11 protein-coding genes are annotated in these 12,962 nt (G+C 67.1%); 5 read left to right on the forward strand and 6 right to left on the reverse strand.

Annotation, left to right across the window (positions count from 1 at the left end; translation table 11 throughout):
* The 5 genes from RQI43_RS22095 to RQI43_RS22115 form a co-directional block, all read right to left on the reverse strand.
* The coding region (locus RQI43_RS22095) for a methyl-accepting chemotaxis protein (protein ID WP_311276608.1) at positions 1 to 1,198 on the reverse strand (1,198 nt) is incomplete at its 3' end.
* A 404-nt stretch (positions 1,199 to 1,602) separates the two neighbouring features.
* Positions 1,603 to 2,874, reverse strand: a complete 1,272-nt coding sequence (locus tag RQI43_RS22100; protein ID WP_056434635.1) for a hemolysin family protein — start codon at positions 2,872 to 2,874, stop codon at positions 1,603 to 1,605.
* A 155-nt stretch (positions 2,875 to 3,029) separates the two neighbouring features.
* Positions 3,030 to 4,259, reverse strand: coding sequence for an MFS transporter (locus RQI43_RS22105; protein WP_311276609.1), 1,230 nt, complete (start codon positions 4,257 to 4,259; stop codon positions 3,030 to 3,032).
* A gap of 123 nt (positions 4,260 to 4,382) precedes the next feature.
* The gene (locus RQI43_RS22110) at positions 4,383 to 6,479 is read right to left on the reverse strand and encodes an OmpA family protein (RefSeq protein WP_311276610.1); all 2,097 of its coding nucleotides are present in this window, start codon (positions 6,477 to 6,479) and stop codon (positions 4,383 to 4,385) included.
* A 231-nt stretch (positions 6,480 to 6,710) separates the two neighbouring features.
* Positions 6,711 to 7,721: a DUF2865 domain-containing protein gene (locus RQI43_RS22115; RefSeq protein ID WP_311276611.1), complete on the reverse strand. Its 1,011-nt coding sequence runs from the start codon at positions 7,719 to 7,721 to the stop codon at positions 6,711 to 6,713.
* A 208-nt stretch (positions 7,722 to 7,929) separates the two neighbouring features.
* Here RQI43_RS22115 and RQI43_RS22120 point away from each other — a divergent pair, with 208 nt between their 5' ends.
* A complete protein-coding gene (locus tag RQI43_RS22120) occupies positions 7,930 to 8,409 on the forward strand; it encodes a CreA family protein (protein ID WP_405030691.1) in 480 nt (159 codons plus the stop codon).
* 82 nt (positions 8,410 to 8,491) lie between these two features.
* On the opposite strand, the gene RQI43_RS22125 is transcribed toward RQI43_RS22120, so the two are convergent.
* Complete coding sequence (locus RQI43_RS22125; RefSeq protein WP_311276612.1) at positions 8,492 to 8,833, reverse strand: hypothetical protein; 342 nt, start codon at positions 8,831 to 8,833, stop codon at positions 8,492 to 8,494.
* Positions 8,834 to 9,201: 368 nt separating this feature from the next.
* On the opposite strand from RQI43_RS22125, the gene cysS reads away from it, so the two are divergent.
* The 4 genes from cysS (at position 9,202) to RQI43_RS22145 (ending at position 12,896) form a co-directional block, all read left to right on the forward strand.
* Complete coding sequence (gene cysS / locus RQI43_RS22130) at positions 9,202 to 10,584, forward strand: cysteine--tRNA ligase (protein ID WP_311276613.1); 1,383 nt, start codon at positions 9,202 to 9,204, stop codon at positions 10,582 to 10,584.
* Positions 10,581 to 11,201: a hypothetical protein gene (locus tag RQI43_RS22135; RefSeq protein WP_311276614.1), complete on the forward strand. Its 621-nt coding sequence runs from the start codon at positions 10,581 to 10,583 to the stop codon at positions 11,199 to 11,201. The genes cysS and RQI43_RS22135 overlap by 4 nt, the downstream gene beginning before the upstream one ends.
* 152 nt (positions 11,202 to 11,353) lie before the next feature.
* A complete protein-coding gene (locus tag RQI43_RS22140) occupies positions 11,354 to 11,692 on the forward strand; it encodes a helix-turn-helix domain-containing protein (protein WP_027170965.1) in 339 nt (112 codons plus the stop codon).
* Entirely contained in the window at positions 11,682 to 12,896 is a 1,215-nt protein-coding gene (locus RQI43_RS22145) for a type II toxin-antitoxin system HipA family toxin (protein WP_311276615.1), read from the forward strand. The genes RQI43_RS22140 and RQI43_RS22145 overlap by 11 nt, the downstream gene beginning before the upstream one ends.
* Positions 12,897 to 12,962: the final 66 nt, after the last annotated feature.

The raw sequence follows: 12,962 nt of genomic DNA on the forward strand, positions 1-12,962 counted from the left end.
CGTCGCCGACGCGCGAGGCGGTCTGGGACAGTGTCTGCACCAGGGCCGCCGTCCGGTCGGCTTCCGATACGGCGCCCTGGGCGAGATCGGCCGACCCGCTGACCTGCCGTCCGATCTCCTGGACGGAAACGCCGAGCTCCTCCGCCGCCGCCGCCACGGTGTTGACGTTGGTGGCGGCTTCTTCGGCGGCGGCGGCCACGGTCATGGATTGGCTCGCCGTTTCCGTGGCGGTGGAAGTCATGGTCTGGGCAGTGGCCTGGAGTTCGGTCGCCGAGGCCGACACCATCTGGATGATGCCGCCCACGGCGCCTTCGAAGCTGTCGGCCATGGCGATCATCGTGCGCTGGCGCTCGGCCTGGGCGACCTCCTCGGCGAGACGCCGGATATCGGCTTCCTCGGCGGCCTTCCGGGCGACCATGGCCTTGATGCCTTCCACGGCCTTGCCCACGGCGCCGATCTCGTCCCCGCGCCGGGCCTCCACGATCTCGGCGTCGATGTCTCCCTTCGCCATCCGCTGCAGGACGAGGACCAGGCTTGCCAGCGGACGGGTGATGCCGAACATCACGATGAACCCGCTGAAAGCAACAACAACGGTCAGTCCGAGCGCCGCGATGACAATGAGGCTCTGCACCGTATTGGATACTTCCAGTTCCAGGGCGTGCTTACGGGCCTGCATCTCATCCGTGACCCGCTGGCTGCGCTCCTCGATGAGGGCGTATAATTTGGCCCGCGCCGGCCGCCCCTCGTCCTGGATCACCTTCATCGCCTTCGCGGCATCGTTCTGCATCGCGAACACGATGGAACGGTCGAGAATGCCGAAGTAAGTTTCGAACATCTGTCGTAGGTCGTGACCGATCTTGCGGCGTTCCGGCGTCTCGGCCAAGGCGATCAGCTTGTCGACGTAGACCAGCGCCGTCTTGGTCGCTCCGTCATACCGCGCCTTGTACTGGTTCATCACCTCCTGTTGCGTCTCCACCACTATGTTTCGGCTGAGCAAAGCGGCGTCCGTGGCATGGAGCTGCGCACGGAGGTAACTCTCCTGCCGGACCGTGGCGACGTCGGCGAAGTGATTCGTCTGCTCCAAGACGCTGTTTAGCGAGGCACGGGCGTAGACGACGAGACCTATCGCCATAAGGCCCATCAGAGTCAGCGGGACGGCAATTTTGAGCATCACGCTGAGATGTCCAATGAACTTCATTGCATGCTCCGATGCTGTGTGAATTATTATACAGATGTTAGCCACGGATGTTATAAGGTATATTAGATAAAGAATTATTACCCTCAAATTATAAGAAGTATATACGGTCTATCTCGACCTCTATCCAGAGCACCTCGCGGCGGCGGTGCCTTCTCGGCGATAAAGCTGTTCGGTTCGATCGTTCAGGTACGGCTGCGATCTGATGCGCTTCGACCAAGGTCGAAGTCATGCGGCTCGGCAAACGCCGACGGCCGTCGAAGTCAAGACGCGACGTCGAGCCAGTCCGTGCCGTTGGGCATAGGCTCCGCGGCACGGCCTCGTCTGGATGAGGATGGACGGGACGCAGGCCATCCACCATTAGTCCGTCGCGAGAACGGTCCGAGACCTTCGGAAAGGCGGGACGGTCAGGCGATCCGCGACACCAGGATCTTGTCCACGCGGCGACCGTCGAGATCCACCACTTCGAAGCGCCATCCCGCGATGTCGCAGGTCTCGCCCGTCTCCGGCAGGCGCTGCAGCTTGGCGATGACGAGGCCGGCGGCGGTCTCGTAGTCGCGGCTCGATTCGAGCTTGATGCCGAGCTGGTCGGCCATCTCGTCCACCGGCATCCAGCCGGCGATGAGCCAGGACCCGTCCTGGCGCTGCACCGCCTCGGGTTCCGAATCCTCGGAATGGAATGCGCCCGCGATGGCGTCGAGGATGTCGGCCGGCGTCACGAGCCCGTCGAAATGGCCGTATTCGTCATGGACCAGGGCCATCGGAACGTCGGCCGCCTGGAGGGCGGTGAGCGCGTCGAGGGCGTCGAGCGTATCGGGCAGGACGGGGGCGCTGCGGATATAGGCGCGCAGGTCGAACCGTTCGTTCTCGATGAGCGCTTTGACCAGTTCGCGCACCTGCACGACGCCCAGCATGTTGTCCGGGTTGCCCTCGCCGACCGGGATGCGCGAATGCGGGCTCGAGACCAGCATGGCGCGGATCTCCTCCGGCGCCTTGTCGAGGTCGATCCAGTGGACGTCGGTGCGCGGGGTCATGACGCCCCGCACGGCGCGGTCGCCGAGGCGCAGCACGCCGGCGATCATCTTGCGCTCGTCGGTCTCGATCACGCCCGCCGTCTCGGCCTCCGCGACGATGGTGCGGATCTCCTCTTCGGTCACCGCGCTGGCGCTGGAGGCTTCCTGGCCGAACAGCCGGAACACCGCGCGGGTCGAGGCGTCGAGGAGCCAGACCGCCGGAAGCGCGATCCGCGAGATGAGGCGCATCGGCCGGGCGACGAAACAAGCGATGCCTTCAGGATCGCGCAGGGCCACGTGCTTGGGCACCAATTCGCCGATGATCACCGAGAGGTAGGTGATGATGGCGATGACGATCCCGTATCCGAGAGGATCGGCCACGGGTTTCGACAGGCCCGCCTCGAATAGGATTTCCGTGAGGCGCTCGCCCAGGGCCGCGCCGGACACGGCGCCCGACAGGATGCCGACGAGGGTGATGCCGATCTGGACGGCGGAAAGGAAGCGCCCCGGATTCTCGGCGAGGGTGAGGGCGGCCTGGGCGCCGGGCCGGCGCGCCTCCACCATCATCCGCAGCCGCGACTTCCGCGACGAGACGACGGCGAGTTCGGACAGCGCGAAGGCCCCGTTGAGGGCGATCAGAGCGACAGCGACGGCGAGCTCGAACACGTTCGGTTCCGTAAGCCGGAGCCGCTTGGACCAAGCGAGCCGGACTTCCTCAGTTGTCGGCGATCGCTCGCCTGTTGCCCTGTCGGCGGCGATTGCTCGCCTGTCGCTCCGGTGAGCGACGACGATCGCCTAGATGGGCCGTCGCGGCGGGCGGGTCAACGGTAGTGGCCGGAGGATGTGGCCGGGACGAGGGGCGGCAGGCGTGAAAGACGGAGCGCGATGGCCAGCGCGAGCCCGTAAAGCCCGCCGAAGAAGGCGACGACCCCCGTCCACCCCGCATGATCGAAGAACCAGCCTCCCGCCGTCCCGAGCACCGACGAGCCCAGATAATATAGGGACAGGTAGACCGAGGAGGCCTGCGCCCGGTCGCGCAGGGCGCGTCGCCCGATCCAGGAACTCGCCACCGAATGGGCGCCGAAGAAGCTCACCGTCACGACGACGATGCCGGCGATGATGACGGGAAGGCGCTCCGACAGGGTCAGCAGAATACCGACGATCCCAAGCAGGATGGCGAGCCACAAGACCCGGCGGCGTCCGAGCCGGCTGGCGATCTCTCCGGTCACCGCCGAACTGAACGTGCCGGCGAGATAGACCACGAAAATCGCGCCGATGGCCGACTGGCTCAGGTTGTAGGGCGGATCGAGCAGGCGGAAGCCGATGTAATTGTAGACGCTGACGAAGCCGCCCATGAGCAGGAACGCCTCCGCGAAGAGCCAGGGCAGGCCCGGATCGCGGAAATGCTGGCCGAACGTGCCCGGCACCTGGCGCCAGCGCATCCGGTTGGCGAGGAAGCGCCGCGATGGCGGCAAACCGCGCCAGAACAGGATGGCGGCGACGAGCGCCAGGATTCCGATGGTGCCGAGACCCACGCGCCAGGACACATGATCGGTGACGATGCCGGCGATCAGCCGCCCGACCATGCCGCCCATGGCGTTTCCGCCGATGAGGAGCCCCATGGACAGGCCGATGGCGCGGGCATCCATCTCCTCGCTGAGATAGGCCATGGCGACGGCCGGCAGGCCGCTCGCCGCCAGCCCGGTGAGCGCGCGCAATGCCAGGAAGCCATGCCAACTCGGCACGATCACGGCGATGAGGGTGAGGATCGCCGACGCGAAGAGGGAGGCGACCATGATCGGCTTGCGCCCCCACACTTCGGAGAGCGGGCTGACCACGAGGAGCGCCAGGGCCAGCATCGCGCAGGGGAGCGACAGCGACAGGCTGCTCTCGGCCGGCGAGACATGGAACTCGTCGGCGAAGACCGGCATCAGCGGCTGCACGCCGTAGAGTACGGCGAAGGTAGAGAAGCCTGCGGCGAACAAAGCGAGGGTGGTCCGACGAAAGATCGGCGTTCCCGCCGTGATCAGGCGGTCGCTCTCCTCGGCCATGGTCGCCGGTCTCCTCGATGTCGCGCGCTCGCGGGAGTGCTGGAGAAGCACGGAACGGCGCGGGCCGCACCCCTCTTTCGAGACATGCGGCCCGTGACGTCACGACAATGCAGCTAAGCCGACTTACTTGGGCGGAGCGTCCGCAGCCTCGCCCTGCTGCTGGATCAGCGGGGTGATGCGGCGCACCGTGACCCGGCGGTTCTCCCGCGAGGCGTCCTGGGTGTTCACCTTCAGGGATTGCTCGCCATAGCCCTGGGTGGTCAGGTTCTCCGGCGGCACCTGGAAGTTTTGGCTGAGCACCGTGGCCACCGACTGGGCGCGACGATCCGAGAGCGACAGGTTGTCGACCTCGCTGCCCACCGCATCGGTATAGCCCTCGATAAGGAAGACTTCCTGCGGGTTGGCCTTCACCGCCTGGTTGATCGCCGCCGCGATATTGCCAAGCCGCGAGGCCTGATCGGGTGTGACGTCGAACGATCCGGTATCGAAGGTGATCGTATCGATGTCGACGCTGCGCATCCGTGCCCGCAGCTGCGGGCTGTAGCGCACCTGATCGAGCGTGTAGCGGCGGTCCACCGCCACCACCGGCGGAGCGGACAGGGCCTCGTAGACCTGCCGCTCGTCGGCGCTCTCGTAATTCACCACGTAGCGCTCGCGGGGGATGCGGATGTCCGGCGGCGGCAGGTCGACGACATCCTCGTAGATCGGACGCTGGGGACCGCCGAAGCCGTTGTCGATGATCACGACCTCGCGGCCGTCGCGGAAGCGGCGCGAACGGCGCACGAGGCGGCCGTCATCGTCCACCACGGTGACGATCTGAATGCCGCCCGGACGGTCGAGATAGGTGATCGTGTCGCCGCCGCGGCGCTCGCTGCGGTAGGCACCGCGGTCGAGGTACCGGAAGCGCTCGTTCTCGTCGTGCCGAATGAAGTAGTTGTCACGGTCCCGCACGATGATGCGGCCCGGCTCGCGGATATAGGTCCGGCCGCCCTCGTTGAACTCGCGCCGGTCACGGCGGACTTCGTCGTAGCTGCGGACATCGTTCCCGCGGAACCCGCCCTCGACATAGCCGGGCCGGCCTGGACGGTTGAAGACGTCACGGCGATCCCGCTCGTCCTTGCGCTCGAACGCTTCGCGGCGTTCACGGTCGCGGCGCTCGATCTCGCTGCGCCGATCGGAATCGCCCGCTGCCGGGGTGCGGTCGGTATTTCCCGGACGGTTGGGCGTGCCGGGCCGGTTGTCGTCCGACGTGCCGCGCCGGTCATCCGGGCCGCGCCGATCGTCGGAGCCCCGCTTGTCGTCCCCGCGCCTGTCGTCACGGTCGTTCTTGTCCTGCGCCTGACCCGGCGGAACGAACGGCTTTCCCGGAACCCCGGGACGGGCATTCGGAGCAGGCTTCGCGTCCGGCGCCTTGGTGTCAGGAGTCCTGGCATCCGGCGCCTTCGTGTCAGGCGTCTTGGCATCCGGGGTCTTTGCATCAGGCGTCTTGGCATCCGGCGTCTTGGCATCCGGCGTCGCGTCCGGTCCGGTGCGGCGGGCGGGCTCGGGCTTCTCGTTCCGGTCCGGCCTTTCATTCCGGTCCGGCTTGTCTCCACGCTCCGGCCGGTTCTCCCGGTCGGGTCTGTCGGCGCGCTCGGGCTTGTCGCCGCGATCGGGTTTGGCGCCCGTATCGGGTTTCTCGTTCCGGGTAGGACGGTCCGGGCGGGCGGGACGATCGGGTGTCGCGTCGCGCTCGGGAGTGGCGGGGGCACGCTCGCGGGGAGTCGGAGCCTCCTTGGGTGCCGGACGGGCGGGGGCCGGGTCCGCATCGCGCTCACGCGCGGCGGGAGGGGTCGGCCGTTCGGCCGGCGCGCGGTCGTTCTTCTCGGGACGCTCAGGGCGCGCGGGCCGCTCGGCCGGGGCACGCTCCTCGCGGGCAGGGGGCTTCTCCTGGCGCGGCTCGGGACGTTCAGCCCTCTCCGGGCGTTCGGCGCGCTCGGGACGCTCCGCTTTCTCGGGCCGCTCCGCACGCTCGGGCCGCTCGGCTCTCTCGGGCCGGGCCGCGCCGCCACGGGGAGCATCGCCGCCACCGCGCGGATCACCGCGCTCGGCTCCGGGACCTGCCTGCGCGAGCAGCATCACGCCCGGCCCACCATTGTCGGGGCTGGCCGAAAGAGGGCCCGATAGGATCAGGGCCGGCAGCATCGTGCCGGTCAGAAAGAGCAGGCGGAGGTTCCGCATGGATGGTCACTCACAAAGGTTGATGTGGCCATCGGAACCGAATGGAGCCGGGATGGTTCCAAATTCGTTCCCGGATCATTCGCCCGTATTCTGCCGCCCTGCGCGGCCTCAAAGTCGTGGCAGGCAGAGAAAACCGTTCACCGTCAGCGAGTTGCGTCCATGGCGCTTGGCGCGATCGACGACTCCGTGGGGGAATGCTCCCTCGTTCGTTCGGCGTTTCCGCGATGGCCTCTAGGGCGCTATCGACCGAGCCGGCGCCGCGATCATGTTCGGCGCGATAATGCGAATATTGGCGCGCTCTTCGCCGCTAGGGGGGGGCGTCTGAGCCGTGGCTCCGTCGCGAACCGAGCCGGATTCGGACAGGATGGCCCCGTTCCGGGTCGCCGCATCGGCGGCGATGGCGGCCACGGTCTTGTCCGCGCGGCCCGCGAGGGTGACGCGCACCTTCGGCCGCGACATGGCCTCCGCCTGCATCGGCGTCACGAAGATGTCGCCCTTGTGCCGGACGAGCATGCTCTCGGCCTTCACCAGGGACTGAGCCCAGGTCTGGTTCGCCTTCTTGCACGAACAATCGGGCGTGAAGTTCTTCTGGAACTTGAACGCGTTGGCGAGGGAGACGTAGGCACGGCTGCCCTTGATCGACGCGGCCTGTTTCAGGCCATCATCGCCATGAGGCATCGAATAGGCCACCGCCTCTGTGCCGGGGCAGAGAGCCTGGCACAGTTCGTTGGCCCCTTCGCGACCGTCGGGCAGATTGTTCATGGGGAAGTAGGCGCCGTCGCAGGTCCGGACACAGACGACCTGCGCCCCGCCCCGTCCGCGCTGCTCGCCCGCGGGGCCGTCCACGACCTTCTGCCCGGTCTCGGCGCAGGAGGATGCAATGGCCGCCGTGAGTTGACGCCGCCGGGCGGCGGTGACTTCGCCGTTCTCCGCGCCGTACCCGGCCTGGAGCGCCCGGATGCGCTGCTCCACCGCGCCGCATTGCGGGGGGCGCGAATCGAAGAACAGGAACTTGCCGCCCTCGCAGCTCAGCGTCCGGTAATACGCCTCCAGCCGGCCGATCTCGTTCTGCAGGGCGCGGGCGGTGTTGGCGCCGTCGCTGAGATTGGCGAGCTCGTAGCGGTATCGCTGGCACTGGGCGTTGGGAGCCTGTGCCTGCACGGCTGTCCCGAACGCGATGGCGGCCATGGCGGCGCCGAACGTTGCGACGAGCTTGCGGATCTGTGGAGGGATCAGCGGCATGACCTGTCAGGAACGGGTGTGAAGCTGGGCGGTTCCGGCCCTCGGACAGGGTACGGAAGAGCGCTTTAGCAAAGGTTGTCTAACCGCCCTCGCGAGAGCGGGACAGTGTTCCCACATGCCCATCGACAAACTTGAGGGGAATGGTGTGATGATGTGTCTTCGGAGTCTCACAAGCAGGGCGGTGGCTGTGGGGTTGGCCGGGCTGGCGATGGGCGGAGCGGTGGCCCGCGCAGACGATACGGACCGGATCTTCGACAAATCCACCGTGTGGCGTCCGCTCACCCCCAACGACAAGCTGGTGGTCTACGGCATCGACGACCCGGAGGTCTCCGGCATCGCCTGCTGGTACACGCAACCCGAGAAGGGCGGCATCAAGGGCACGCTCGGCCTCGCGGAGGACGTCTCCGACATCTCCCTCGCCTGCCGGCAGGTCGGGCCGGTGGCGTTCAAGAACCCGAAGGACAAGCTGAAACAGGGCGAGGTGGTCTTCAGCGAGCGACGGTCACTGATCTTCAAGTCGATGCAGATCGTCCGCGGCTGTGACGCGAAGCGTAATACGCTGATCTACATGGTCTATTCCGACAAGGTGATCCAGGGTTCGCCCAAGAACTCCACCACGGCGGTGCCGCTGATGCCCTGGGGCACCACCGACGCGCCGCCCCGCTGCGGCGACTTCTTCAAGGGCTGATTCGTCTTTGGAGGCGGCCCCGGCATCGGGCCGGGCCGCCTCGAACGAACGGGATCGATCCTTGCGGATCAGTCCTTGCCGATCAGTCCTTGCAGGTGATGCGGATCGGCGGCTCGACGGGCTTCGGCGCGGGCGGCTGATCGATAGTGCCGGTATAGTCCTCGGGAGCGGCCACGCCGAAGGAGCCGGCGGCGGCGAAGCCTTGCGCCTCACACCAGGCATCGGCCACGACCTGTCCGCAGGAGCCGCTGCCCGCCACCAGGCACTCGCCGACGCCGTAACCCTCGCCGGCGGGAATCAGGAACGTCTTCTCCACCTGACCGGGCACGCGGGCCGGCTTCTCGCCGTCATCGACGGCCAGGGCAGCGGAGGAAATGAGCGCAAAGGCGCAGAGAGCGCCGAGACCGGCAGCCGAGCGTCGCATGGGCAAGACCTTGATGACGGGATCCACGAAAGGCGGGATTCACCGGATGGGAGGATTCGCGTTTGGGAAAATCTCGGCCTCGTCGGTAAACAAATCCTTTCCGGATCGTCGCGACCTTGACCGAACCTCTCCCGGCGTCGTTCTCGAATTCATCACCGTTTTGGGGTAGCCCAGTTGCTCGGCAGGGTCCGTCGCCTCCGTGCAACACGCAGGGAGCTTGGCATCCGGCCCGTCCGATCACCTCGGTTCGGGGGCACGTGCCTCGCGAATCGTAAAAGTTGATCGGTTCTCGGGATTTAGGGCATGGGGACGGGCGGCCTCCACAGGTGGCGGCACGGTCGCGTTCCAGGGTTACGAAAGACGGTTTCATGGCGCCGATGTTGCGGCTCTACAACACCCTGACCCGCGAGAAGGCGCCGTTCGCGCCGATCGATCCGACGCATGTGCGGATGTATGCCTGCGGGCCGACGGTCTACGACGCGGCCCATATCGGCAATGCCCGGCCGATCATCGTCTTCGACCTGCTGTTCCGGCTGCTGCGCCATCTCTACGGCGAGGCGCATGTCACCTATGCCCGCAACGTCACGGACGTGGACGACAAGATCAACGCCCGCGCGGCCGAGCGCGGCATCACCATCCGCGAACTCACCGACGGGACCCTCGCCGCCTTTCACGGCGACATCCGCGACCTCGGCGTGCTGATGGCCGAGGATGTGAACGTGCCGGGCGAGCGCCCGCGCTTCATCGAGCCCCGCGCGACCGACCACATCACCGAGATGCACACGATCATCGAAGGGCTGGTCGCCTCCGGTCATGCCTATGTGGCGGAAGGCCATGTGCTGTTCGACGTGCCTTCGATGCCCGATTACGGCGCGCTCTCGAAGCGGCCCCTCGACGAGATGGAATCCGGCGCGCGGGTCGAGGTCGCCCCCTACAAGCGCTCGCCCCTGGATTTCGTCCTGTGGAAGCCTTCGAAGCCCGGCGAGCCGTCATGGCCCTCGCCGGCCGGCATCGCCGAGCCGGGGCGGCCGGGCTGGCACATCGAGTGCTCGGCCATGTCGTGGAAGCATCTGGGCAAGACCTTCGACATCCATGCCGGCGGTCTCGACCTGATCTTCCCTCATCACGAGAACGAGGTGGCCCAGTCGCGCTGCTGCTTTTCGACGGACGTCATGGCCAATGTCTGGCTCCATAACGGCTTCCTCCAGGTGGAGGGGCAGAAGATGTCCAAATCGCTGGGCAACTTCGTCACCCTGCGCGAAGTGCTGAAGGATTGGCCCGGGGAGGTCGTGCGCCTCGCCATGCTGAAGACGCATTACCGCCAGCCCATCGACTGGACCGTGCGCGGGCTGGAGGAGGCGGCGAAGATGATCGACCGCTGGTACGGCATCGTCGGCGACGTGACCGCCGGACCCGAGGCGCCGGCCTCGGTGGTGGAGCCACTCCTCGACGACCTCAACACCGCCGCCGCCCTCGCCGAGCTGCACCGCCTCGACGACCCAGCCGCGTTGAAGGCCGGTGCGGGCCTGCTCGGCCTGCTCGCAGGCACGAAATCCGCGCGGGAGGATAAAGCCATCGCCGCTGCCGGCGTCGACGTGGCGGCCGTTGAGGCCGCGATCGAGGCCCGCCGCGCCGCCCGCGCCGCCAAAGACTGGCCCGCCTCCGACCGCGCCCGCGACGCCCTCGCCGCCATGGGCGTCACCGTGAAGGACAACAAGGACGGCACCACCACTTGGACGGTGTCGCCATGATCGCCCCTTCGGACCGGAAGCTCATCGTCGTCGCCGATGCGGGGCCTCTGATCCGGCTCGCCGCAGCGGGCATCCTCGATACGCTGCGCGGTCTCAACCGGCGGATCGTACTGGTAGACCGGGTCGAGGAGGAGGTGGTCGGCGACCTTTCCAAGCCCTTTGCTGCCGAGATCGCCGCCTGGATCGATGGCCTCGGCGAAGCCGCGCTACGGGTGGAGACCGTGGTCGGCATCGGTGTCGCGGCCCTGCGCGCGCGGCCGCGGACTCCAGCGGGGGATGCCTTGCTCAAGTCAGCCCTGCGTGATTCCGGCGAACAGGCTCTGCGCGAGTTCGTGGCGCATTGGCACCCGACCGAGGCGAGTTCGGCGGTCGTGCTCTACGAAGATCGGAAGGTCGCGACCCTCTTCCTCGACGTGGAGTTCCCCGTGACGCTGATGACGACACGCGCCTTCGTGGCGACAGTGACGCGCTGGGGCACCAATCAGGACGCGATCGCCGCCCTTGAAGCCATTTCCGGTCTCTATGACATGAAGCCGGCCCTCGTCGGTGAGATCGGCCCGAGCCAGCCCGGCGACCTGCGGACGTTGCCGCAGCCGATGCCACCGTTCCGAACTTGACCGGCCGTCTCCCCGCCCTTGTTTGACGGCATGAACCTATACCGGTTCGTTCCCCGTCGAGAGAGACCCCAGATCCCCCCTTCGGCAGGAAAACCGACCCAGAATAGAAAACATACTTTCATCTAAGCTGCCTGAGATGCAAGGATGGCGGCATGACGAACGAACGCTCGGCACATGCGCCCTTCGAGGTTTCGGAGGGTCTTCGCGAGATCGGGCAGGCCATCAGGGCCGCGCGATTGCGCCGACGTCAGCCCGCATCCGACCTCGCGTCCCGCGTGGGGGTCTCCCTCCCGACCTTGCGCAAGCTCGAGAAAGGCGATCCTTCGGTTTCGCTCGGCGTCTTCGCCAGGGCCGTCTGGACTCTCGGCCTGTTCCCGGCCGTGCGGCGCGCGGTCAGCCCCGAGAACGACCACCTCGCCGCTTCCATCGAGACCAGCCGCCTTCCCAGCCGTGCGCGTCGCCCGCGCGACGTGAACCTCGATGACCTCTGACATCTATGTCCATGTCCGCCGCGAGGACGGGGCCACGGACCTCGTCGGCCGCTACCGGCTCGTCATGCCGGCGGCCGGTCGGTCCTATGGCGAATTCGCCTATGTCGGGTCCTGGCTGAAGAACAGTCATGGCCGGGCTTTCGCCCTGGACCCGGAACGCTTGCCGCTTCAGCCGGGGCCATTCAGCAGCACCATCCGTGGCCGACTTCCGGGCATCCTGGCGGATGCCACTCCGGACCGTTGGGGGCGACGGCTCGTCGAACATCGTCGGCCTCACGATTCTCCCCCGATGATGCCGTCTGACTGGTTGCTTGCCCCCGGGGATGAGCGCGTCGGCTGCCTCGCCTTCTCCGAAACCCCGGCTCCCCCGTCACCGCGTCCGGGCTACGCGGCCACGGCCGATCTCGACGGCATCGCGGACGGGTTCGAGCGTCTCGAACGAGGCGAGGCGGTCGAAGGGCTGGCGGCCCACCTCTGGACGGCGGGCATGAGCATGGGGGGCGCCCGACCGAAAGCCGTCATCGAGTACGAGGGGACCTTATGGATCGCCAAGTTCCAAAGGCGGGACGACACCTACGACCAATGCAGCGCGGAGCACGCGACGATGCGTCTGGCATCCCGTTGCGGGATCGACGCCGCCGAAACTCGGGTTCTCGCCGTCGGGCCTCGCAAGGTCGTCCTGGTGAAGCGCTTCGACCGCGATGCGGCCCCCTACCACCCGACATGCCACTACATGAGCGGATTGACTGCGCTCGGATTGGAAGAAACCTCCGATTCCGGTTCCTACCCCGACCTCGCCATGTTTCTCCTCCGGCACGGGGTGCGTCACGTGTCCGACCGCCATGAACTGTTCCGCCGCATGGTGTTCAATGTCCTGTGCGGCAACCGGGACGATCACCTCAAGAACCACGCCTTCTTCCGATGCGGCGACGGGTGGCGGTTGTCCCAGGCCTTCGACGTGGTCCCCCAACCGGATATGGATCCCCAGCAGGCCATCGGCGTCGGTCGATCCGGGAGCTACCCGACCACCGGCAACTGCCTGACGCGGGTCGAGGATTTCGACCTCTCGCGGGACGAGGCCCGAGACATCGTCGCCACCCTCGCAATCCGCATGCGCTCCTGGCGTGCCGACTTCGTCGCCGACGGAGTCGACGATGCGACGGTCGAGCGGCTCGCACGCGCATTCTCGAAAGACCTCGACTGACCTCAGGCGCGGCGGGATTCCGCCGAACGCGCTGAGGACGACCATCGGTCGGGATCAGCGCCGATG

The sequence above is a fragment of the Methylobacterium sp. WCS2018Hpa-22 genome, assembly GCF_031843785.1.
Classification (GTDB): Bacteria; Pseudomonadota; Alphaproteobacteria; order Rhizobiales; family Beijerinckiaceae; genus Methylobacterium.